Annotated in this window: 24 protein-coding genes and 1 tRNA gene; 14 read left to right on the top strand and 11 right to left on the bottom strand. The window is 72.0% G+C overall.

Going from position 1 to position 22,484, the window contains the following annotated elements; translation table 11 throughout:
* Positions 1–12: 12 nt before the first annotated feature.
* Both FHR82_RS39075 and FHR82_RS39070 read right to left on the bottom strand, forming a co-directional pair.
* Positions 13–1,011, bottom strand: a complete 999-nt coding sequence (locus FHR82_RS39075; protein ID WP_184815680.1) for an LLM class flavin-dependent oxidoreductase — start codon at positions 1,009–1,011, stop codon at positions 13–15.
* 27 nt (positions 1,012–1,038) lie between these two features.
* A complete protein-coding gene (locus tag FHR82_RS39070; protein ID WP_184815679.1) occupies positions 1,039–1,923 on the bottom strand; it encodes an SMP-30/gluconolactonase/LRE family protein in 885 nt (294 codons plus the stop codon).
* Positions 1,924–2,038: 115 nt separating this feature from the next.
* On the opposite strand from FHR82_RS39070, the gene FHR82_RS39065 reads away from it, so the two are divergent.
* From FHR82_RS39065 to FHR82_RS48180, 5 genes are all read left to right on the top strand, one after another.
* Positions 2,039–2,695, top strand: a complete 657-nt coding sequence (locus tag FHR82_RS39065) for a TetR/AcrR family transcriptional regulator (RefSeq protein WP_311771484.1) — start codon at positions 2,039–2,041, stop codon at positions 2,693–2,695.
* Positions 2,696–2,788: 93 nt separating this feature from the next.
* Complete coding sequence (locus FHR82_RS39060) at positions 2,789–4,156, top strand: MFS transporter (protein WP_221464838.1); 1,368 nt, start codon at positions 2,789–2,791, stop codon at positions 4,154–4,156.
* 2 nt (positions 4,157–4,158) lie between these two features.
* Positions 4,159–5,745 carry a carboxylesterase/lipase family protein gene (locus tag FHR82_RS39055; RefSeq protein ID WP_311771483.1) on the top strand — a complete coding sequence of 529 codons (1,587 nt, stop codon included), beginning with the start codon at positions 4,159–4,161 and terminating at the stop codon, positions 5,743–5,745.
* Positions 5,746–5,809: 64 nt separating this feature from the next.
* Positions 5,810–6,487, top strand: a complete 678-nt coding sequence (locus FHR82_RS39050; protein WP_184815677.1) for a TetR/AcrR family transcriptional regulator — start codon at positions 5,810–5,812, stop codon at positions 6,485–6,487.
* Between the two features lie 112 nt (positions 6,488–6,599).
* The gene (locus FHR82_RS48180; protein ID WP_376706477.1) at positions 6,600–6,689 is read left to right on the top strand and encodes a 50S ribosomal protein bL37; all 90 of its coding nucleotides are present in this window, start codon (positions 6,600–6,602) and stop codon (positions 6,687–6,689) included.
* Positions 6,690–6,695: 6 nt separating this feature from the next.
* Here the strand turns inward: FHR82_RS48180 and FHR82_RS39045 are convergent, their stop codons facing one another.
* The 7 genes from FHR82_RS39045 to selD all read right to left on the bottom strand — a co-directional run bounded on the left by FHR82_RS39045 (position 6,696) and on the right by selD (position 11,214).
* Positions 6,696–7,169 carry a hypothetical protein gene (locus FHR82_RS39045; protein ID WP_221464837.1) on the bottom strand — a complete coding sequence of 158 codons (474 nt, stop codon included), beginning with the start codon at positions 7,167–7,169 and terminating at the stop codon, positions 6,696–6,698.
* Between the two features lie 105 nt (positions 7,170–7,274).
* Positions 7,275–7,403 (bottom strand): hypothetical protein, encoded by a 129-nt coding sequence (locus FHR82_RS46925; protein WP_260418174.1) that lies wholly within the window; start codon positions 7,401–7,403, stop codon positions 7,275–7,277.
* Between the two features lie 8 nt (positions 7,404–7,411).
* Positions 7,412–8,374, bottom strand: coding sequence for a peptidoglycan-binding domain-containing protein (locus FHR82_RS47820; protein ID WP_221464836.1), 963 nt, complete (start codon positions 8,372–8,374; stop codon positions 7,412–7,414).
* On the bottom strand, positions 8,371–8,847 hold the full coding sequence (locus FHR82_RS39035) for a TlpA family protein disulfide reductase (RefSeq protein WP_184815676.1): 477 nt from the start codon (positions 8,845–8,847) through the stop codon (positions 8,371–8,373). Before FHR82_RS39035 ends, FHR82_RS47820 begins: the two co-directional genes overlap by 4 nt.
* A complete protein-coding gene (locus tag FHR82_RS39030) occupies positions 8,844–9,374 on the bottom strand; it encodes a MauE/DoxX family redox-associated membrane protein (RefSeq protein WP_184815675.1) in 531 nt (176 codons plus the stop codon). Before FHR82_RS39030 ends, FHR82_RS39035 begins: the two co-directional genes overlap by 4 nt.
* Positions 9,375–9,381: 7 nt before the next feature.
* Positions 9,382–10,098, bottom strand: coding sequence for a hypothetical protein (locus FHR82_RS39025; RefSeq protein ID WP_184815674.1), 717 nt, complete (start codon positions 10,096–10,098; stop codon positions 9,382–9,384).
* Between the two features lie 126 nt (positions 10,099–10,224).
* On the bottom strand, positions 10,225–11,214 hold the full coding sequence (gene selD, locus FHR82_RS39020) for a selenide, water dikinase SelD (RefSeq protein WP_184815673.1): 990 nt from the start codon (positions 11,212–11,214) through the stop codon (positions 10,225–10,227).
* Positions 11,215–11,265: 51 nt separating this feature from the next.
* Here selD and FHR82_RS39015 point away from each other — a divergent pair.
* From FHR82_RS39015 to FHR82_RS39000, 4 genes are all read left to right on the top strand, one after another.
* A tRNA-Sec gene (locus tag FHR82_RS39015) sits at positions 11,266–11,360 on the top strand.
* 11 nt (positions 11,361–11,371) lie between these two features.
* On the top strand, positions 11,372–12,679 hold the full coding sequence (gene selA, locus FHR82_RS39010; protein WP_184815672.1) for an L-seryl-tRNA(Sec) selenium transferase: 1,308 nt from the start codon (positions 11,372–11,374) through the stop codon (positions 12,677–12,679).
* The gene (gene selB, locus FHR82_RS39005; RefSeq protein ID WP_184815671.1) at positions 12,667–14,430 is read left to right on the top strand and encodes a selenocysteine-specific translation elongation factor; all 1,764 of its coding nucleotides are present in this window, start codon (positions 12,667–12,669) and stop codon (positions 14,428–14,430) included. The genes selA and selB overlap by 13 nt, the downstream gene beginning before the upstream one ends.
* A 149-nt stretch (positions 14,431–14,579) precedes the next feature.
* The gene (locus FHR82_RS39000) at positions 14,580–15,113 is read left to right on the top strand and encodes a DivIVA domain-containing protein (RefSeq protein ID WP_184815670.1); all 534 of its coding nucleotides are present in this window, start codon (positions 14,580–14,582) and stop codon (positions 15,111–15,113) included.
* A gap of 160 nt (positions 15,114–15,273) precedes the next feature.
* Here FHR82_RS39000 and FHR82_RS38995 read toward each other — a convergent pair whose 3' ends face one another.
* Positions 15,274–15,999 (bottom strand): cache domain-containing protein, encoded by a 726-nt coding sequence (locus FHR82_RS38995; protein ID WP_184815669.1) that lies wholly within the window; start codon positions 15,997–15,999, stop codon positions 15,274–15,276.
* 31 nt (positions 16,000–16,030) lie between these two features.
* Positions 16,031–16,786, bottom strand: coding sequence for a FadR/GntR family transcriptional regulator (locus tag FHR82_RS38990; protein WP_311771482.1), 756 nt, complete (start codon positions 16,784–16,786; stop codon positions 16,031–16,033).
* 102 nt (positions 16,787–16,888) lie between these two features.
* Between FHR82_RS38990 and FHR82_RS38985 the strand changes: the two genes are divergently transcribed.
* Genes FHR82_RS38985 through FHR82_RS38965 form a run of 5 tightly spaced genes read left to right on the top strand, consistent with a single transcriptional unit; the run spans position 16,889 to position 22,467 of the window.
* Entirely contained in the window at positions 16,889–18,121 is a 1,233-nt protein-coding gene (locus tag FHR82_RS38985; protein WP_221464835.1) for a (Fe-S)-binding protein, read from the top strand.
* A complete protein-coding gene (locus FHR82_RS38980) occupies positions 18,118–19,617 on the top strand; it encodes an FAD-binding oxidoreductase (protein WP_184815666.1) in 1,500 nt (499 codons plus the stop codon). The genes FHR82_RS38985 and FHR82_RS38980 overlap by 4 nt, the downstream gene beginning before the upstream one ends.
* On the top strand, positions 19,614–19,910 hold the full coding sequence (locus tag FHR82_RS38975; RefSeq protein WP_184815665.1) for a hypothetical protein: 297 nt from the start codon (positions 19,614–19,616) through the stop codon (positions 19,908–19,910). Before FHR82_RS38980 ends, FHR82_RS38975 begins: the two co-directional genes overlap by 4 nt.
* Complete coding sequence (locus tag FHR82_RS38970) at positions 19,907–21,400, top strand: APC family permease (protein ID WP_311771481.1); 1,494 nt, start codon at positions 19,907–19,909, stop codon at positions 21,398–21,400. The genes FHR82_RS38975 and FHR82_RS38970 overlap by 4 nt, the downstream gene beginning before the upstream one ends.
* Positions 21,401–21,405: 5 nt before the next feature.
* On the top strand, positions 21,406–22,467 hold the full coding sequence (locus FHR82_RS38965; protein ID WP_184815664.1) for an LLM class flavin-dependent oxidoreductase: 1,062 nt from the start codon (positions 21,406–21,408) through the stop codon (positions 22,465–22,467).
* The last annotated feature ends 17 nt before the right edge of the window (positions 22,468–22,484 follow it).

Below are 22,484 nucleotides of genomic sequence, written 5' to 3'. Positions count from 1 at the left end.
GGGACCAGCCGGTCACACCAGTGCCGCGCCGGCCGCTTCGTGGAAGCGCGCCAGCTCCGACCGGACGTCCGGGCCGCAGGGCTGGAACACGATCTCCGTGACGCCGCGTGCGGCGAGGTCCGCGAGTTTGCGGCGGACCTGGTCGCGGGTGCCGCTGATCGTGACGTCGTTGAGGATCGCGTGGCCGCCCGCGTCCCACGCCGCCCGGTCGGCCTCGTTCAGCTCGACGCAGTGTCCCGAGTGGACGGACAGGTGCCGCTCGTCCGCTGGGGCGCCGTCGACCACCGCCAGCCACTGTTCGCCGCCGGGGAGCTCGCGGACGGCGTCCGGGCCGCCGAACTCGTAGGCGCCGTGGTAGGCCAGTGCCCAGCCGGGGCCGCCCGCGTGCTTGGCGTGCTCGGAGTCCGGTGGTTCCTCGTCGTCGAGCACGGTGCCCCAGGCCAGGTACGGCACCCACGAGTACTCGCTCATGAACTCGGGCAGCCGCAGGGTCACGTACAACCCGTCGCCGTGTTTCCTGGCGACCTCGTTGCCCTTCGGGCCGAGCGCGGCGACCAGGACGGGCACCTCGACCGGCCGCGCTGGAGCGTGCCCGTCGGGGTGGAGCATCCGCATCCGCCTGCCCTCCCACTCGACGACCTCGCCGCGGAGCAGGCCGCGGTAGGCGGTGAGGTAGGCGTCCATGAACTTCCAGCCGACCGCCCCGTAACCCATGGCGCGGCGCCCGGTGAACCCGGTGCCGAAGGCGACCGACACGCGACCGGGGGCGAGTGCGGCGAGGGTGGCGGTCGCGGCAGCGTTGGCCATCGGGTGCCGCAGGCTGGGGACGAGGACACCGGGCCCGAGCCCGATCCGTTCGGTCCGTTGCGCGGCAAGGGCCAGCGTCATCCACACGTCGGGGCTCTGCTGGGGCGTGTCATAGACCCAGGCGCGGGTGTAGCCCAGGCTTTCCGCCACTGCGATGTTGTCGGGGGAGTCGAGAGCGGTCGGGAAGGCACACGCAATGTCCATCGGTTTCCTCCATCGCGGCTGACGGGGTCATGGCAGACCGGCGTGCGGCACCGCGACCTCGAACGCGAGCAGTTCGGCCTCGCGGGCCGCGCGCCGCTCGTGCTCGGCGAAGGAGGGCGCGGCGCAGGCGAACAGCGTGCGGCCGTCCGCGCCGCCGAGCATGCAGGCGTAGACGCCCATCCTGGCGGTGACCTCCTCGACGACCTCGCCGCCGTCGCGGACGCGGAGGAGCCGGCCGTGCAACGCGTCGGCGACCCAGATGGCGCCCTCGGCGTCGGCGCAGATGCCGTCCGGCGCGACCTCGAGCCGCGCCACCGCGGTCTCGACGTCGTCGGTCCCCGGCGGCTCACCGAACCGCGCCCACACCCGCCTGCCCGACAGGCCGCCGTCCGCGTCGATGTCGAAGGCGGTCAGCCTGCCCGCGAAGGTCTCGGCGACGACCAGGACACCGCCGGGCAGGATCACCATGCCGTTGGGGAAGGCCAGCCCGTCGGCCACCGTGGTCACGGTGCCGTCGGGGTCGACGCGGGACAGCACGGTGTCGCGCAGCGCGGCACCGCCCATCAGGTCGAACCCGAAGTTGCCGACGTAGGCGCGTCCCCGCTCGTCCACGACCATGTCGTTGAGTGCCGAGGGCACCGCGCCGGACAGGTCGGCGTGTTCGGTCAGCTGTCCTGAGTCGTCGCGCACCAGGATGCGGCGGTCCCGCATGGAGACGATCAGCGCGCGCCCGTCGGGCAGGAACCCCAGTCCGGACGGCTGGCCGGGCACCTCGGCGATCACCTCGGTGCCGCCCCGGCCGTCGGTCGCGAGGACCTGGTTGGTGTAGAAGTCCGAGACCCACAGCCGCCCGTCATGCCAGCGCGGGCATTCCAGGAACGAGTAGCCGTCGAGTACGACCGACATCTCCATTGATCTCACCTCGTCACAGCGAACGCACTCACGTGTCTCGCTTGTTCGTGGGAGTAACTAAGCGCATAGTTACCGCAAGCCGGGTTCGTGTCAAGGTGTCGGCCGAGGAGGCGTGGTGGAGCGGCGGAACCGCAGTGGCGGTCCGAACAGGACAGTGGCGGTGCCGGAGGACGAGGCCGCCGACCTGTGGCGCGACGGCACGCCGGAGGCCGTCCGCGCACTGCTCGTCTCGGCCGTGCTGTGCTTCAGCGGCAAGGGTTTCCACGCGACCACGACCCGGGACATCACCGCCGCGGTCGGCCTGAGCCCCGGCGCGCTGTACGTGCACTTCCCGTCGAAAGAGGACGTGCTGTTCGAGATCGTGCGGACCGGGCACGAGCGCGCGCTGGCCGCCATGACGGCCCAGTCGGACGAGGGCGACCCGGTGGACCACGTGCGCAGGCTCGTCGCCGCGCACGTCGCCTGGCACGCGCGGCACCACACGGTCGCCCGGGTCTGCCAGTACGAGCTGGCCGCTCTCGCACCCGGCCACCACGCCGAGGTCCTGGAGCTGCGGCACCGGTTCAGCGAACTGGTGCACTCGGCGGTGACGCGAGGTGCGCGGTCCGGGGCCTTCGACGTACCCGACGTCGACCGCGCCGTGCGCGCGGTGCTGTCGCTGGGCATCGACCTCGTCCGCTGGTACCGGCTCGACGGCGACGACTCGCCCGAGGCACTCGGTGCCTTCTACGCAGGCCTCGCGCTGCGGATGATCGGCGCGCACACCGCCTGACCCCAGGAGCCTTGTGCTCCGGTGTGGCCTGTGGCACAGTCAAATGTCACCGAGTGCCATTCAGGTGACATCCAGTGTCATAGGAGACTTCTGGTGAACCAGCAGTTGAACGCGCCGGACGACCATCCTGACGAGAGTTCGGACGACGGCGTCCTGCATGCCATAGCGAGCCGCAAGGCGGCGCTCCACCTCCTCCCGATCCTGTGCCTCGTTTACTTCATGGCTTTCGTGGACCGCACCAACGTCGGTCTGGCCAAGACCTCGCTGGAAGCCGACGTCGGCATCAGCGCCGCCGCGTACGGCGTCGGCGCGGGCATCTTCTTCCTGAGCTACGCACTCCTCGAGGTGCCGAGCAACCTGATCATGCACCGCGTCGGGCCACGGCGGTGGATCGCGCGCATCGCCCTGACCTGGGGGGCGCTGTGCGCCTGCATGATGTTCGTGCAGGACGAGTTCTCGTTCTACGTCGTGCGGTTCCTGCTCGGCGCGGCGGAAGCGGGCCTGTACCCGGCGCTCATGTACATCGTGACCCTCTGGTTCTCGCAGAAGCAGCGCGTGACGGTGGTCGGGATCATCTACCTCGCCGTGTGCGCGGGACTCGCCCTCGGCGGTCCGCTCGGGGGCGCGCTCATGGAGCTCGACGGTGCCGGCGGGCTGTTCGGCTGGCAGTGGATGTTCCTCCTCGAAGGCGCGATCACCGTCGTGGTGGCGTTCTTCGTGTGGCGCATGGTGCCGGACCGGCCGTCGGACGCGCCGTGGCTGACCGCACGGGAGGCCGAGGTGCTGTCCGATCGTGCGGTCGTGCGCACCGCACCCGGGCACAGCTCGCTGAAGGGCAACGTCAAGGTCGCGTTCGGCAGGCCGTTCATCCTCGCGCTGTCCGCCGTCTACTTCGCGAACCAGGTCAACAGCGTGGCGATCCAGTACAACTTCCCGTCGATCGTCGAGAGCCTGAACGTCGAGGGGTCGTTCCTGATCGGTGTCGTGAGCGGCAGCGTCGGCATCGGCGCGTTCATCGGGGTGCTCGTCATCCCGTGGTTCCAGCGCCGGGTGCGGAACGAGATGCGGGTCCTGATGTTCGTGACGGTCGCGACGGCGCTGGTGGCGGTCGCCTACGCGTTCTCCGACGGCGCGGTGATGCGCATCCTGCTGATCGACGTCGCCATGCTGCTGCTCATCGGCGTCCTCCCGCTCTACTGGTCGGTCGCGATGGCCAGGATGTCCGGCCTCATGGCCGCGGCGGGCCTGGCGTTCATCAACATGGTCGGGCTCCTCGGCGGGTTCGTCGGCCCCTACCTGTACGGGTTCGCCGAGAGCCGGGGGAGTGAGACGGCCGGGTTCGCCGTGCTCATCGGCGCGGCCGTGCTCGGCGTGCTGCTCGTGCCGGTGCTGTGGCGGACCGTGCGCACCGAGGACCGCAGGACCGCCGGCACCCTGGTCGGTGTGGACGGAAGGGAATGACTGTGCGGAAACGATTCCTGGCTGTTCTGCTCGGCGTTGCGGTGGCGGCCACGATGGCCCCGTCGCCCCCGGCCGCGAGCGCGCACGAGGGGCCTGCGGTCAGGCACACGAGCCTCGGGTCCGTCAGAGGTGTCGACGAGGGCGGAACCCTGTCGTGGCGCGGCATCCCGTACGCCGAGCCGCCCGTCGGCGAGTCGCGCTGGCGTGCCCCGGTGACCCACCGGCCGTGGCACGGGGTGCGTGACGCACGCGAGTTCGGCGACGGCTGTGTCCAGGAAGGACGGTTCTTCAGCCCGGCGCCGAGCGGGCCGCACTACGGGCTCGACATCCGCGACGGCCTGAAGAAGCCCGTCGGCGCGGAGGACTGCCTGACGCTCAACGTGTTCCGCCCGTCCGGCAGGCAGAGGAACCTCCCGGTCATCGTGTTCGTCCACGGCGGCAGCAACATGGTCGGGTACTCGGCGGACCCGATGTACGACGGGCGCGCGCTGGCACGGAAAGCCGGCGCGGTCGTGGTCACCGTCAACTACCGGGTCGGCGTCTTCGGGTGGCTCGACCTGCCAGGGCCCGGCACCGGCGATCCGCTCGGCGACTCCGGGAACTTCGGGACGCTGGACCAGCTCGAGGCGCTCCGCTTCGTCAACCGCAACGCGCGGGCGTTCGGGGGAGACCCGGGGAACGTGACCGTGATGGGGGAGTCCGCCGGTGCGGTCAACGTGTGGGCGCTGATGGTCTCGCCGTTGAGCAAAGGCCTGATGGACAAGGCGATCCCGCTCAGCGGTGGTCTGCAGTTCGCGACCCCGGCGGCGGCGCGCACGTACGCCGACCGGTTCGTGGCGGAGGCGGGCTCCGTTGACCGGCTGCGGTCGATGCCGGCAGGCGACCTCATCCGGGCACAGGTGCGTCTCGGCGACCCGCCCCGGGTCATCGCGGACGGCACCGTGCTGCCTGCCGACCACCACGCGGCGATCGCGTCGGGGCGGTACCGCGACGTCCCGGTCCTCGCGGGCAACACGTTCGAGGAGGGGAAGCTCTTCGGTGCCGTCATCGGCGCGTACCGCCCGAACGACTACGACCGCTTCACCCTGCAGTACGAGTTCGACGCCGACCGGCCGTCCGGGTTGACGGTCCGCGACCTCATCGCCGACGGGTACCTGCCCGTCGACGGCCCCGGTGGGTGGAACGAGGCGGCTGGGCAGCTGACCGACAGCGTCTTCATGGGGATCGTCGAGGACTCGATGAACTCGCTGCGGGCGGCCGGGAACGACCGGCTCTTCTACTACCAGTTCGGCTGGAACCAGCAGCCCGCGCCGTTCGACACGGTGTACGGCGCCGTGCACGCCATCGACCTGCCGTTCGTGTTCCGCACCTTCGACGAGGGGATCTTCGCGTTCTCGTTCAGCCGCCGCAACGAGCCCGGCCGCCTGCGGCTGTCGGGCCTGATGATCGACAGCATCCGCGCGTTCGTGCGCACGGGGAGCCCGCAACACGCCGCACTGGGCACGCGGTGGGGCCAGTGGCCGCGGAGCGTCGTCTTCGACGCCACCGACACCGCCGCGACCGCCCGCCCCGGCGCGTTCGCCGGCTGACCGGCCCGTGCCCGTCCGGCGTCCTAGACTCGTCGGACGGGCACGGGCGAGAGGAGGGGAGGCGGTGGCGGTCGACCGCGCGTTGGAGACGAAGTACCGGATCGCGGAGACGGCGATGGCCTTGTTCCTGGAGCAGGGCTACGAGAGCGTCACCGTGGAGGCCGTGGCCGACGCGTCCCGCGTGTCCAGGCGGACGGTGTTCCGCCACTTCGACGGCAAGGACGAGCTGGCGTTCCCGGACCACTCCGCCCGCCTCGACCTGCTGTCCCGCAACCTGGTGGCGCCCTCGGGCGGCCGCACCGCGGTGGACGTCGTCATCGCCGCCACCGAGGCGGTGCTGCTCGACTTCCTCAGCCGCCCGGAACTGGTGCTCCGCCGCTACCGCCTGACCCGGCTGGTACCCGAGCTGCGCAGGCGCGAGGTCCTGGAGCACGAACGCTACGTCGCCATGACGAGGGCGTACCTGCGTGACCACCTGCCTGCCGACAGCCCCCCGTTCCTGCCGATGGCGCTGGCCGCCCTGATCGACGCCATGCACCGCTCGGCCCTCGGCGACTTCGCCCGCAGCGACGGCACGACGGACGCGTTCGCCGAACTGAAGGACGGCATGGAGTGGATCCACCGGACCCTCGCCGCCGACCCCGCCACGGGCAGCCCGCTGCTGCTGGCCGTCCTGCCGGACACCGCCGCCGTGCGGCAGTCCCTGTCCGCGCTCCGCGCCGAGGCCAAGGACCTGCTCTGACCCGGTGGGCGTCGACCGGCCGCGGCGGCGCGGGTGCTCGGCCGTCGCGCGACACCACGACCATCCGTATGCTGACCTGGAACTCGGCTGGGAACTTCCCCACCGTGTCTTGATGGAGGAAGCGATGTCCAAGCGCACCAGCAAGAGGGCCACTCGCCGCAAGAAGGGCGCCAACCACGGCAAGCGGCCGAACGGCAACTGACTCCGCTCAGCGGAACAGCAGCACCGCGGGCACGACGACGGCGCTGACACCGGCGGCGAGCTTGATGACGGGCAGGCGGGCGTAGAGCGCGTCGTCCCAGAGCTCGCCGTCGGCGCTCGCGTGCCGTGCCGTCGGGGTGATCGCGCGGCCAAGGCCGAAGCCGATGCCCGTCACGGCCGCGGTCAGCACGCCCGGTGCGGTCAGCAGCAACGCGGCCACCAGGACATAAGGCACCGTGGCCGACACGTACGTGCGCACCCCGGTCCCCATCTCGAACCCGAACTGCAGCGAACCCCTAGCCACGTCCCTGGTCAGGACGTCCTGAGGGACCTGACGCGCGTTCTGCGGCAGCGGGAACGACACGACCCCGGCGTCCCGCAGCACACCGGCGACGGCCAGCGCGACGACGAGCACGTGCCGCACCACCTCGGGTACCGGGGTGAGCAGGCCGCTCACCACGAACAGCACCAGCGCGCTCACCAGCGCACCCAGCACCAGCCCGATGTCGAACAGCAGGAGCGCGGTGCCCTGCCGGGTCTTTCCCCGCCAGCCTGGCGAGGTCAGCGCGAATGCGCTGTTCCTGGTTCAAACGGAGCCGGACAGCGTGTAGCCCGCCAGCCCGCCCAGCACCGCCCACGCCGCGACCGCCCACCCGGCCAGCGCCGCCACGACGGCCGCGGGCACCAGCACCAGCGGTGTCAGCGGGTGGGTCATGGCCTTCTTCACGTCGCGCCGCCGGTGAGGGTGCGCCAGGTCGTCGGTCCGACGATCCCGTCGGCGGTGATCCGGTTCTGCCGCTGGAAGTCCGTGGCGGCGGCGAGGGTGCCCGCGCCGAAGACGCCGTCCACGGTGAGCTTGTAGCCGTACCGGTTGAGCTGCACCTGGACGGCGCGGACGTGGCTGCCGTTGTCGCCCTGCCGGGTGGTGACCACGAGCGTCGGCCACGTCGCGGCGTCCACGGTCCCGGTGACCGCGAGGCCGCGGGCGGTCTGGAAGTCGCGTACCGCCTGCGCCGTCGCGGGGCCGTACGCGCCGTCGACCGTGAGCGGGAACCCCTGGTGGGTGAGCAGGTGCTGGATCGCGGTGACGGTGGCGCCCGCGGCACCCGAGGACACACCCGGCCAGCTCGCCGACGACGGGCAGCCGCACTCGGTGGTCCACCGGCAGATCGAGTTGACCCAGCCAGAGCCCGTCCTGCGGTAGCCGTCGTGGCAGCGGCGTTCGACGTGGCACGAGCACGCCCCGCACGCCTGGTCGTAGCGCCACATCCAGCCGTCGTAGCTGCCCGACAGGCACTGGTTGGGCCGCAGCTTCCACGTCACCTGGTCGTCCTTGTGGAAGCCGGTGTTCGCACCCGACGTCACACACGCGTCGGCGAAGATCGTGCTCGGGCCACACCCCGGGGAGCAGTTGTGGTCCGCCGCGTAGGACGGGCACTCGGGGTAGACCTCGTAGCCGTCGGCGACCGCCCTGCGGACCGCGGGGAACACGCCGCCGAGCACGGTCAGCCCGGCCACGCTGCCCGCCCGCAGCACCGCCCGCCGCGTCGGGACCCAGCCCGGCCAGCGCAGCCTCCTGGCGCGCGTGCGTGGTGCCACCGGCATGCCGGGGTCGGCACCGCGCAGCGGCGGCACTCCGGCTGCCGGGCGGGTGGTCACTCCGGTCGTCTCGTGGGGGGTGGTCACTGAACCTCCATCACCGGGTCGATCAGTTCACGGACGGCGGCTCTGGAGCCGACGGGGGCGGTGGCGGTGATCCGGCCGTCCGCGCCGACGACGACCGCGTACGGGGTCGCCAGCGCGCCGTACTCGGCGAACAGGTGACCCTTGTCGCCGAACGCCGTGACACCGGGCGGCGTGGCCGGCACCTGCCCTTCGTACAACGCGAGCACGGCCCGGTTCCCGGCCACGGCAACGGTTTCCGCCAGCGCCTCGACACAGGTGTGGCACGTCGCGGTGAGGAACAGCAGGACTGCGGGCCCGGTCACGCCGAGCCCGGCGAGGTTCGCCTCGTCCCCGGCCCGCAGGCCGCCGCGGACCGGCCGCGCGCCCGCGCCGGACGACAGCGCGTGCACCTGGCGGACCAGGCCCGCGACCACGAAAGCGAGGAGCAGCAGGGCAACCCACGTCACGATCAGCGCACTGGTCTGGAAACTCACCGGGCCACCTCCTGGGGACGGGTCATCGCGGCGGGCAGGTGCCACAGCAGGACGCCGATGGTGGTCGCGGCGAGCAGGACCACGAGCACCCGCTCGTCGAACGCGGCCAGCGCCAGCACCTCGCCGGGTGCCGCCGCACCGGCCGCCGCCAGCACGGCGAGGGCGACGGCGCGGCCGGTCACCCAGTGGTCCATCGGCACCTCCACACCACCGCAGCCGCACGGCCCGCCTCGGCCGCTCGCCGTGACGCGCCACGCGTAACCGGCGTAGGCCGCGAACAGCGCCGCCGCGCCGGACAGCACGAACGGCGACGGTCCCGGCTCCCGCACCAGCCCGATGAAAAGCAGCGCGGCGAGCGCGGCCTCGGCGACGGTCACGACGACCGCGAGGGGACCGGCCGCGCGGCGCGGCACGACACCGTGCGCGGCGAGCGCGGCGCGCAGCGCGCGGGGTGCGACGACCCGTTCGGCCACCGCGATCACCAGCACGACCAGGACGACGTAGACCGCGACGCTGACGGTGAACACGGGTGCCTCACCGGTCGCCGAGCAGGCGCATGGCGAGCCGGTCCACCTGTTCGGGCACGCGCGCGACGTCGGTGTCGGCGAGCGGGAGCACGGTGGTCCAGGTGTCGGCGCCCGCGAGGACGAAGTACGGGTCGCCATTGGACATCCGGTCCGAGAACAGCTCCCCGGAGCGGGTGGCCCTGCCCTTCCAGCCCGGCAGGCGGGTCGCCTGCGGCGACGAGGCCACGGTCATCTCGAGGATCCCCAGCGACGGGACCTCCTTGACCACGGCCGCGGGGCCCAGCAGTGCGCTGCCCGCGCCGGGCCGGACGGCCACCCCGTCGTCGTGCTCGGCGACGCCGAGCGTCGACAGGGCCTCGACGGCCGCGGTGGCCGAACTGTCGTAGAAGTGGCTGATCAGGCAGTGCCGCCTGCCGCGCCACACCGCGAGGAGGATGTTCTCGGTGATCCGCGACCCCGGCTCGACGCGGCTGGTGCGGCCGAGGAGCAGGGTCCCGTCCGCGAAGGCCAACTCCTCGTCGAACCCGGACACCCCGAGCGCGGTGGCCACCTCCTCCGCCAGCCCGCTCACGCCCGCGACCAGCTCGTGGGTCCGGCCGCGCACGGCGACCCGCGCGGACGACGTGCTCGGCAGCCCGAGGTCCAGACTGCCGCTGAGTTCGTACCGTCTGCCGTCGAGCGCCCGGTGCACCACGGTGGACGTCTCACCGGTCGCGTTCGTCACGGCACCTCCGAGGGGCTCGGGTGAGTACCCATTGTCGGGTACTCACTGACAACCCTTATGAGATGAAAATGTATTGCGTCCTGTTACCGGTGGAAATAACCCGTTCCCCGCACCGCGTTCGTGCGGTCAGCGCACGACGATCGTCTGCCCGGCCCGTCGGGGCACCAGTTCGCCGATGACCGGGGCGCCCTGGATCTCCCCGGCCAGCAGCAGCCCGCCCGAGGTCTGCGCGTCGGCGAGCAGGATCGCGGTGTCGTCGGCCACCGCGCCGAGGTCGGCGTGCGGGCGCACCCAGTCGAGGTTGCGGCGCGACCCACCCGGCACGTACCCGTCGCGCAGCGCGGCACGCGCGCCGTCGAGGAAGGGCACCGCGGCCGCGTCGACCACGGCGGTCACCCCGCTCGCCCGCGCCAGCTTGTGGAGGTGGCCGAGGAGACCGAACCCGGTCACGTCGGTGGCGCACGTGATGCCAGCGGCCAGCGCCGCCTCGGCCGCGTCGGCGTTGAGCGTCGTCATCACGGCCACCGCCTCCTCGAACCGTTCGCCGGTGGCCTTGTGCCGGTTGTTGAGCACTCCGAGCCCGAGCGGCTTGGTCAGCGACAGCGGCAGGCCTGCGCGCCCGGAGTCGTTGCGCAGCAAGTGGTCCGGGTCGGCGAGCCCGGTGACCGCGAGACCGTACTTCGGTTCCGGGTCGTCGACGCTGTGCCCGCCCGCGAGGTGACAGCTCGCTGCCGTGCACACGTCCATGCCGCCGCGCAGCACCTCGGCCGCCAGCTCGAAGGGCAGCTTCTCCCTCGGCCAGCCCAGCAGGTTCAGCGCGACGAGCGGGCGGCCGCCCATCGCGTAGACGTCGGACAACGCGTTCGCCGCCGCGATCCGGCCCCAGTCGTAGGCGTCGTCGACCACCGGGGTGAAGAAGTCGGTCGTGGCGACGACCGCGCGGCCACCGTCGATGCGCACCACCGCGGCATCGTCCCCGTCGTCGAGCCCCACCAGCAGGTCGTCCGACGGTGTGCCACGCAGGCCGCGCACGACCTCCTCCAGCTCGCCGGGCGGGATCTTGCAGGCGCAGCCGCCACCGTGCGCGTACTGGGTGAGGCGGTACTCGGTGCTCATGCGGGTGATCTTCCCCGAAGGTGCCCTGACACTATGTGGCCCATGTCCCGAGGAGGCGCATCCGGTCTGGTGACCGGCCCGGTCTTCAACACCGGTGAACGGCAGGTCCTGTCGTTGGCGGGTTCGATTCCCGTTCGCCTCCGCCACGGGTGCCCACATGGCTGACCCGCGCAGGCGCATCCCGCGCACGGACGTGCTGCTGGCCGATCCCCGGCTGGCCGACGCCGTGCGCCGCCTCGGCACACCACTGGTCAAGGCCGCGATCACGGCGGCGCAGGACCGGGCGCGGGCGGGGGAGATCGACCACGAGCTGATCACCGACCACGTGGTCGCGGCACTGCCCGCCACGGCGTCGGCGCTGCGTCGCGTCGTCAACGCCACCGGCGTACTCGTGCACACCAACCTCGGCCGCGCGCCCCTGTCGCCCGCCGCGCTCGACGCCGTGGTCGCGGCGGGCGGGACCACCGACGTCGAGTTCGACCTGACGACCGGGCAGCGGGCCCGCCGGGGGCGGGGCGCGCTCGCCGCGCTCGCCGACGCGGTACCGGACGCCGAGGCCGTGCACGTCGTGAACAACAACGCCGCCGCGTTGCTGCTGTGCGCCATGACCTTCGCCCAGGGGGGAGAGGCGCGGCGCAACGAGATCGTGATCAGCAAGGGCGAGCTGGTCGAGATCGGCGACGGCTTCCGCATCCCCGAACTGCTGGCGGCCACGGGCGCCCGGCTGCGCGAAGTGGGTACCACCAACAGAACATCGCTCGCCGACTACGCCGCCGCGGTCGGTGCGGAGACCGGGTTCGTGCTGAAGGTCCACCCGTCGAACTTCCAGGTCACCGGGTTCACCTCGGCGCCCGGCGTCGCGGAGCTGGCCGGGCTGGGTGTGCCGGTGATCGCCGACATCGGCTCCGGCCTGCTGCGCCCCGACCCGCTGCTGCCGGACGAACCCGACGCGACGACGCTCCTGCGCGCGGGCGCCGCGCTCGTCACGGCCAGCGGCGACAAGCTGCTCGGCGGCCCGCAGGCCGGGCTGCTGCTCGGCAGGCACGACCTGGTCGAGGCGGCACGCAGGCACCCGGCCGCGCGAGCGTTGCGGGTCGGCAAGCTCACCATGGCCGCGCTCGAGGCCACGCTGCGCGGCCCGGCGCCGCCGGTGCACGTGGCGCTGCACGCCGACCCGGCCGCGGTGCGCGCACGGGTGGCCAGCCTCGTGGCCGGACTGGCCGGGCTCGGTGTCGACGCGACGGCCGTCGACTCGGTCGCGGTGGTGGGCGGCGGTGGCGCGCCGGGAGTGGAGCTGCCCAGTGCCGCGGTGAGCCTGCCGCCGGAGTACGCGGTCCGGCTGCGGACCGGGGAACCGCCGGTGGTGGGCCGGGTCGAGCGCGGCAGGTGCCTGCTGGACCTGCGCACCGTCGCAACGGACGACGACCGGGTCCTGCTCGACGCGGTGGCCCGGTGCACGTCGTAGCCACCGCGGGACACGTCGACCACGGCAAGTCGACGCTGGTGCGGGCACTGACCGGGATGGAACCCGACCGGCTCGCGGAGGAACGCCGCCGGGGCCTCACTATCGACCTCGGGTTCGCGTGGACCGACATCGGCGCCGAGACAGCCGGCCAAGAGACTGCCGAACAAAGGACTCTGGCCTTCGTGGACGTCCCGGGCCACGAACGGTTCGTGCCTAACATGCTGGCCGGCACCGGGCCCGTGCCCGCCGTGCTGTTCGTGGTCGCCGCGGACGACGGCTGGCAGGCGCAGTCGGCGGAGCACCTGGCGGCACTCGACGCGTTCGGGGTGCGGCACGGGTTGCTGGCGGTGACCAAAGCCGACCGCGCCGACCCGGCCGCCGCGACCGAGGACGCGCTGCGCCGGCTCCGTGCCACCAGTCTCGGCGCGGTCCGGGCGGTCGCGGTGAGTGCGCGCACCGGCGCGGGTCTCGCGGAGCTGCGCGCGGAACTCGGTGCCATGGCGGCACGTCTGCCCGCGCCCGACGACACCGAGGACGTCCGGCTGTGGATCGACCGCGTCTTCACGATCCGCGGCGCGGGCACGGTGGTGACCGGAACGCTCGGCGCGGGCACCGTCCGCGTCGGGGACGCGCTGCTGCTCGGCGGGCGCGAGGTGGTGGTGCGGGGACTGCAGGCGCTGGGCCGTCCCGTCGACGTGGTGCGCGGGGTGGCCAGGGTCGCGGTGAACCTGCGCGGTGTCGCACGCGACGGCGCCCAGCGCGGTGACGCGCTGCTGGCCCCGGATGCCTGGCGTGCGACGGAGCTGGTCGACGTCCTGCTGCGCGGAGAAGGCCCGCTGCACCGCGAACTGGTGTTGCACCTGGGAGCCGCTGCGGTGCCGTGCTACGTCCGTCCGTGGGGGACAGACACCGCACGGCTGACGCTCCGCCGCCCGCTGCCCGTGCGTGCCGGGGACAGCGGGTTGCTGCGCGACCCCGGCGGCCACCGGATCGCCCGCGGTGTCGAGGTTCTGGACGCCGACCCGCCCGTGCTGCGCGGCACGGGCGCGGCGCGGGCCAGGGACCGGGAACTGCTCGCGGGGGAGGCCGCCGCCGCGTACCTGCGCCGCCACGGCACCGTGCGCGCGGCGTCGTTGCACGCGCTCGGCTGGGCCCCGCGAGGACCGGAAGTGGCGGGGTGGGTGGTCGACCCGGAACTGTTGCGGGCACTGCCCGGGCAGGTCGCGGCCCGGTTCGCCGAGTGGTCGGCCGCGCACCCGATCGCCGAGGGCATGCCGGTGGCGACGCTGCGCCAGTCGGCGCCCGTACCCGACGACGTGCTGCGTGCCGCGCTCGCGGACACCGGCCTGGCGCTTCACGACGGACTGGTCCGGCGCGCGGACACCACTGGCGCACTGCCCGCCGCCGTCGAGCGGGCGGTGACCGAACTGGAGCAGCGCCTGGCGGCGGCCCCGTTCGCCGCACCGGAGGCGGCCGTGCTGGCCGACCTGGGACTCGGGCCACGCGAGCTGGCCGCGGCGGAACGTGCCGGACGGCTGGTGCGCCTCACCGGCTCGGTCGTCCTCGCCGCGGGCGCACCGGCCCGCGCGGCGCGGCTGTTGACCGATCTGCCCGCCCCGTTCACCGTGAGCGACGCGCGCCGCGCACTGGGCACGACCCGCCGCGTCGCCGTCCCGCTGCTGGAACACCTCGACGCGGAAGGCGTCACGCAGCGCGCCGCCGACGGCACCCGCCGCATGCGCCTCCGGTGACGGGACCGGGCAGCTCAGGACACGCCGGGTTGGTTCGACTGGGCGTCCGGGACGTCCGGACCCGGCCGCCGTATCGTTGCCGCCGGATCGCGGGGTGCTCGACCCGCCAGGAGGGCCGCCACGGCCGGTGAACGGGAGTAACGCGAGGCATGACCGAGCTGACGCCGGACGACGTGCGTGAAGTCGTCTTCGACCACGCCCCGATGTTCCACCGCGGCTACGACGAGGCACAGGTGGACGAGTTCCTCGACCGCGTCGAGACGGCCATGATCGCCCTGCAGGGGCAGATCGTCCAGAAGCAGCAGGTGGTGGACCAGACCGCGCTGCGGACCACCGACCCGCACGGGTCGTCACCCGCGACGGGGCGCGAGCACCGCGCCCTGGCCGACCAGATCATCACCGACGCCCGCAGGCAGGCCGACCAGATCGTCGAGAACGCGCGCGTGGCGGCGAAGCGGGTGGTGGAGGAAGCCCGCGCGGAGGCGTTCCGCCTGGTCGCGAACGCGAGCAGGCAGATCGTGAGCGCGAACACCGGCACCCAGATGGCCATCGGCCGCGACGACGAGCTGACGGCGGTCGTCGCCGAAATCGGCGACCGGATCGCGCAGATCCGCGATGCCCTGTCCGGTGAGGTGTCCTACCTCTTCGAGGTCATCGACCAGGTGAACAGCACCAACCACTAGCGGTACCGCGGCACTGACGTGGCCGGGTCGGGTTCGTGTTCCGCACGGCTGGTGGTGCCGTGAACGCGCCTTTCACGGCAAGACCAGCCCGGTTGGACGCGTCACTCACTGTGTGCCAGTTGAACTACCGCAGGATCTGGCGAACGCTGGTGGATGTGGATCAACACTGGCCGCGTACGAGGAACCACGGCAGGCCGACGCAGTCCGCCCATTCCGCGCCCGGTGGCAGCTCCTGCCGCGTGCCGCTCCCGGAGTGGGTCATCGAGCCGACGATCATGGTGGGGGTGTTGGACGCGAGGACCCGGCCGGTGGCGTTCACCAGCGCGGTGGCGGGGCCCTCGGAGTCGAGGGTCGGCAGCATCGCGCGTTCGACGTCGCCCGCGCGGATGTCCGCGGCTGCGACGCCGAAGAAACCCGCGTCCGAGCTGATCGGGGCGGCGAAGGTCAGGATGTACTCGTCGGTGCCCGCGTAGTCCACGTACGGCCCCACCACGACGCGGCGCCCGGTCCGGTACGGCACGTCGAACCACGGCGCGAGCGGGTAGTCGTAGCTGCCGATGTTGCCGGTGTCGAGGTCCACGGTCAGCGGCAGCGGAGCCGAGCCGCCGCCGGGCGGGCGGCGCCACCACTCGAGCCAGCGCGGCTGGTCCGCGAGCACGCCAGGCGCGGCGATGACGCCGGTGCCCGCGAGGCGGGCCTGCGCGGACAGGTGCGCGAGCACCGTCGGCCGGATCGCCGACAGGTCCCCGGTGGTCGGCGCGCGGCCTGCGCCGAGCGCGCCCCGGTGCACGTCGATCGCCAGTGAGCGCAGGGTTTCTATGCCGGTGAAGGTGTCGCGGAGCAGGGCGTCGACCCTGGTGGCGGCCACTCCGGCGGACGGGGTCACGGCAGCTCCACGATAGTCGGCTGTGTTCACCTTAGGACTCGTGCCTGCTGAGTTGTAGGTGGAACTCGATCAACCGCGAAATCGCCAGCTCCACGTGTTCCTCGGTGAGCCCGCGCGCGCGGTCGCCGTCGCCGTCGGCGATGGCCGCCAGCACCGCCCGGTGCCACGCGACCCGCTCGTCCCGGTCGATGGCCTCGCCGAACGGGATCCACAGCAGCTCGCCGATCTCGCCCTGCAGGTCGATCTCCTGGCGGGTCAGCCGCGTCGACTGCGCGGCGGCCGCGATCTCGATGTGGAACCGGCCGTCGGCGCGCCGGCGCTCCCCGACGGTGTCCGCGGCCGCGAGCTGGTCGACCAGCGACGCGAGCCGCTCGACCTGGTCGGCCGACGCGCGGGACGCGGCCAGCCGGGCGGCGGTGCCGGTGACCGCGAGCAGGTGGTCGCCGATCTCGCGCAGCTCGTGCACCCCGGTCTCGCGCAACACGGTCCGCAGCCGTTCGACGGAGGCGTCCACGGGCGCGCGCACGAACGACCCGCCGCCGCGGCCACGGCGTGTCTCCACCAGTCCGCGCTGCCGCAGCAGCGAAAGCGCCTCGCGCAGGGTCACGGTCGACACGTTCAGCGCGCCTGCCAGTTCCAGCTCGCTCGGCAGCTGCTCGCCGTCGGCGATGAGTCCAAGGCCGATGGCCTCGCTGATCCGCCGCGCGACGACCTCGACCCGGCCGCCGTCCCCCAGGGGAGCGAAGACGACGTGCCGGGCGGCGCCCGAGACACCGACTTCGGTCACGGCTCGGAGCGTATCCGGAGTGTCCGCGCCAAGTCTTGCCATTTGAAATATGAACTCATATGTTTAGCCTAGCGTGACCGCCGTCACATGATGGAGGCCCGGATGACTGACACCCAGCCCACCGCCGACGGGAACGGTCACACCCCGGTGACCGTCGAGTTCCTCGGCAACTGGCGCAACGCGGCCTACAACTGCTTCTCGTCCGGGCACAAGTTCTGCCGTGAGGTGTGCCCGGTCATGCAGGTGACCCGGAACGAGTCGTGGACGCCGACCGCCTTCCACGCGAACGTCGTCGCGATGGAACAGAACGAGCTGACCATCGAGGACGTCGCAGAGGACTACGTCAACTGCACCCAGTGCGGCGCCTGCGAACTGCGTTGCCCCAACACGTTGTTCACCGGCGACTTCTACCGCTTCCGCACCAGGACCGTCGACCTCGTCAAGCAGATGCGTGCGCTCGCGGTCGACAACGGCGTGCACCAGCCGGGCTACCAGCGCTGGAACCAGCTCACGGACGAGCGCACGCACGAGCCGGTGCTCGGCGACCTCCCGGTCAGCCAGGAACACGTGGCGGACTGGGCGGACGGGCTGGACCTCCCCGTCGGCGGCGAGACCATCCTGTTCGTCGACTGCGAGGCGGCGTTCCACCGGACCTCGGTGCCCCGCGCGGTCGCGCAGCTGCTGCGGCAGGCCGGCTACGAGTTCGGCCTGATGCGGGAACAGTGGTGCTGCGGCGGTCCCGCCGCCGAGATGGGGTACCGCGGCCAGTCCCGCCGTTTCGCCGAGCACAACCTCGCGGACTGGCGGGCGAGCGGGGTCAGGCGGGTGCTCGTGCTCGACCCGCACGACTACATCACGTTCACCGAGGACTACCCCGGCTACTTCGGCGCCGACTTCGACATCGAGATCGTGCTCGTGGTCGAGCTGCTGGCGCGGCTCCTCGCCGACGGGAAGCTGACCCCGACCGTCCCGGTCGAACGGACCATCACCTACCACGACCCGTGCCGGCTCAACAAACGCAAGGGGATCTGGCAGGAGCCGAGGCAGGTCCTGCGTGCGATCCCGGGACTGACCTTCCACGACGTCGACCGGGTCACCCAGTGGTCCTACTGCTCCGGCGGCGGGGGTGGCCTGCCGGTGGAGAAACCCGAGCTGACCGCGAAGATCAGCGCCGCGCGGATCGACAAGGCCGCCGAGCTCGAGGTGGACACGCTCGTCTCCGCCTGCCCGTGGTCGGAGCGGCCGCTGTCCGAGGCGGGCGCGGCCCGCGACATCGACGTCGTGGACCTCCACGAGCTGCTCGCCGAGTCGTGCGGCATCGAGGTGCGGCGATGACCGCGCAACTGACCGACCGGGTGCTCGACGAGCTGATCGCTGCGCTCGGCAAGGACTACGTGCTGACCTCGAAGACCGCGCGGATGAACCGGGCCAGGGTGCCAGCACCGTTCCCGGTGCACCGGTGGCGTGAGCGGGTGCCGGACCTCGTGGTCATGCCCGCCACGACCGACGAGGTCGCGACCGTCGTGCGGATCGCGAACGAGCACCGGATCCCCATCGTGCCCCGCGACGGCGGCACCGGCCTCACCGACGGCGCGGTGCCCGAGCGGCGCGGCATCGTCGTGGACGTCAAGCGGATGAACGACATCAAAGAGATCGACCTCGAGAACCGGACGTGCACGGTCGGTCCCGGCATCAACATGCTGAAGCTCAACGAGGTCCTCGCCAAGCACGGTCTCATCTACCCCGACGACCCGGCCTCCTACCCGTGCTCGCTCGTCGGCGGCCGGATCGGCACCAGCGGCTGGTCGCTCGTCGGCTCCCGGTACGGGCACACCAGGGACCTGGTGCTGAGCTTCGAGATCGTGCTGCCGACCGGCCGGGTGATCCGGGTCGGTGACGGCGGCGGGCGCAAGGTCTCCAAGAGCTCCAGCGGCTACCAGCTCAAGCACCTGTTCATGGGGCACCAGGGCACGCTGGGCATCGCCACCGAGGCGACGCTGAAGCTGTACCCCAAGCCGGAGGCGGAGTTCTCGCCGTTCTGGGCGTTCGCTGACTTCGACAGCGCGTACGCGTGCGTCGGGCGGCTCGCGCGGGCCGGCGTCGCCACCTTCGCGGGCGCGGTCCTGTTCGACGAGTGGAAAGTGGACTACCTGCGCCGCGACGACGAGGCGTACATCCCGCAGCCCGAGGACGTGCGCGCGCTCGTGTGCGCGGTCTGCTACGGCAACTCCGACGAGGTGCGGGCAGGCGGCAAACGGCTGATGCGCATCGCGCGCGACGCGGGTGCCCGCTACCTCGGCGACGAGATCTCCCAGGGTGACTGGGCGGCCCGGCACGATCGCTACGCCACCCCGTTGCACGGCAGGACGGCCGACGGTCAGGTCGCGCCCATGTCGTGGCACTGCGAGGACGCGGCCATCGCCTACACCGACCTGGCCACCGTCCGCACGGCGTGGCACGACATCGTGGCGGGTCTCCGGAACAAGCACCCCGTGTTCGACGACTGGGGCATGTTCTTCTACACCAGCGCGGACACCGGCGTGGACTACCTCACCGAGATCGACGTCGGCATCTGGGAGCAGGAGCTGGACGACGCGTCGTGGGCCGCGTGGGTCGACGCGAAGCGGGAGATCGCCGCCGTGGCCCTGCGCCACGGCGGGTCGATCAGCGCCTGCCACGGCTCGTGCCGCGAGGGCGAGGTCGACCTGGTGCCGGAGGAGCTGGGCGGCGGCTACGACGTGATGCTCGCGGTCAAGAGGTCCCTGGATCCGAACAACATCATGAACCCAGGGAAGTACGGCCTGCAGCGCGCCTACGAGGACCAGCCATGAACGAGCGTGCGGGCGAACCGCGGGGCACCCCCGGGTACCGGTACGACGAGCAGCACGACGCGCCACCGGCCCGGCAGGTGTCGGACGTCGCGGTCGAGCGGTTCGAGCACATCTTCGAAGTCGACCCGAAGCTCATGACCGTCCACGTGGCACAGCAGCTGTTCCCCAACTGGGACACGCTGCGCATCGCGGCCGGGCGCGGTGACCACCTCGAGTGGATGCACCGGCATTGGGCAGGCACCGTCCTCTCCGGACAGGAGCTGCTCGACGAGATCGAGCGGGAGTCTTCGTGACGACCGCCGAGCGATCCGGCGCCGTCCAGGACCCCGACGCGCGTCGGCTCGCTGATCTCGGCTACACCTCCGAGTTCCACCGGGACATGAGCCTGTGGGCGAACTTCTCGCTCGGCTTCACCTACCTGTCGCCGGTCGTCGGCGTGTACACCCTGTTCGCCGTCTCGCTCGCGCTGGCCGGGCCGCCGATGATCTGGAGCCTCGTCATCGTGGGCGTCGGCCAGCTGCTCGTCGCGCTCGTGTTCGGGGAAATCGTGTCGCAGTACCCGATCGCGGGCGGGCTCTACCCGTGGGCGCGGCGGCTGTGGGGCAGGCGGTGGGCGTGGCTGACCGGCTGGGTGTACGCGATCGCGTTGCTGGTGACGATCGCGTCGGTGGTCTACGGCGCCGGGCCGTACGTGTCGTCGCTGCTGGGTCTCACGGTGTCGACGAACACCACGATCGTCTGCGCGCTCGTGCTGATCGTGCTCGTGACGGTGATCAACCTGGGCGGCACCAGGGTGCTCGCGATCGCCGCGCTCATCGGGTTCGGCACGGAGATCCTCGGCGCGCTCGTGGTCGGCGGGTGGCTGCTGCTCGCCGAGCGCGAGCACGACCTCGGCGTGCTGTTCGACAGTTTCGGTGCGGCGCGGGAGGGTTCGTACTTCGCCGCGTTCCTCGCCGCCGGCCTGATCGGGATCTTCCAGTACTACGGGTTCGAGGCGTGCGGTGACGTCGCGGAGGAGGTGCCGGACGCCAGCAGGCGCATCCCGAAGGCCATGCGGATGACCATCTACGTCGGCGGCGCCGCGGCGACGTTCGTGTGCCTCGCGCTGGTGCTCGCGGTGCCGGACTTCGGCGCGGTCATCTCCGGCGAGAACGCCGACCCGGTCGGCGGCGTGCTGTCGACGGCGTTCGGCGACACGGGCGCGAAGATCGTGCTGGCGGTCGTGCTCGTGTCGTTCCTGTCCTGCGCGCTGAGCCTGCAGGCCGCGGCGTCGCGGCTGATGTACTCCTACGCGCGGGACCGGATGCTGCCGGGCAGCGGCCTGCTGGCCCGGTTCTCGCGCAGCCGGGGCGTGCCGCCGTACACGCTGCTGGTCGCCGCCGTCGTACCCGCCGTGGTGGTCGGTGTCTCGCGGTTCTCCGAGGACGCGATCGTGAAGATCGTCTCGTTCGCGGTGCTCGGCATCTACCTGGCGTTCCAGCTGGTCGTGCTCGCGGCGCTGCGCGCGCGGGTGAAGGGCTGGCGGCCGGCGGGCCCCTTCACGTTGGGGCGCTGGGGGTTCGCCGTCAACGTCGCCGCGTTGGTCTACGGGGTCGCCGCCATCGTGAACATGGTGTGGCCGCGGACCCCGGACGCGCCGTGGTACGACGACTACCTCGTGCTGCTCTCCGGTGTCGTCGTGGTCGGGGTCGGCGTGGTGCTGATGGCCGTGACCCGGCCGTACCGGCACAGCGACGCCGCCGCGGACGACGCCGTCAGGTCCACTGCTGCTCCGGAAAGGTGAGTGTCATGCGATTCAGTTACGTCATGTTGCCCGACTACCCGCTCGACGACACGATCGAGTCCATCAAGCTCGCCGACGAACTGGGCTACCACGGCTGCTACGCGGCGGACGAGACCTGGCACAAGGACCTCTGGCTCCTGTTCGCCGCGGCGGCGGACAAGACGAAGAACATCCGGTTCGGCCCGAGCCTGTCCGCCGTCACCCTGCGCGAGCCGTCCCTGATCGCCCAGGCGACCGCGACCCTCGACGAGCTGACCGGCGGCCGCGCGGAGTGCGTGCTCGGCTCCGGCAACTTCGGCCTGCTGGCCCAGTACGGCATCGACTGGGCGAAGACGAAACCGTTGTCCCGCCTCAAGGAGGCCCACCACGTGGTGCGCACCCTCCTGGACGACGGCGCGATCAACTTCGACGGGGAGTTCTTCCGGTACAGCGGCCTGTTCACGTTCGCCCGTCCGGTGCAGGAGCACGTCCCGGTGAAGCTGGGCGCGATGCGCGGCCCGAAGTCGTTCCAGGCGGCGGGGGAGCTGACGGACGGTGTGCACCACGCGCTGAGCTACACCAAACGCGCGTACGAGTACATGGTGGAGAACGTCCGCATCGGCGCCGAACGAGCAGGCCGGGACGCGTCCACATTGGACATGGGCGCGTGGGTGGTGTTCGCGACCGGCGAGGACTCCCGGGCGGCGAAGGACGCGGCTCGCGCCATGGTGGGCCTGTACGCGTCGTCGATGCCTGCCGAACAGCTGGAGCGCAACGACGTCGACCCGGCATCGCTGACCGACATCATCGCCGCCGTTGGCGAGGGCAGGGTGGACCGCGCGTTCGAGCTGACCCCGCCGGAGCTGGCCGACAAGCTCTCGATCGCGGGCACCCCGGAGGAGTGCGCGGAGAAGATCAAGTCGGAGATCGCGTCGACGGGCGTCAACCACCTGATCCTCGCCATCACCGACGCCGCGCTGGTGAAGGCGTTCTCCGGCATGGACCTGCCGGGCGTGGCCACGATGCGCGAACAACTGCGGCTGGTCCACGACCACGTGATGCCCGCGTTCGCCGCCCAGCCCGCGTAGCGCGATTCGGGCTTGTT

It is taken from the genome of Actinophytocola algeriensis, assembly GCF_014203735.1.
In the GTDB taxonomy this organism is placed as follows: Bacteria; Actinomycetota; Actinomycetes; order Mycobacteriales; family Pseudonocardiaceae; genus Actinophytocola; species Actinophytocola algeriensis.
Note: the sequence above shows the minus strand (reverse complement) of the source record. Positions and strands in the feature narration are given on the sequence as shown.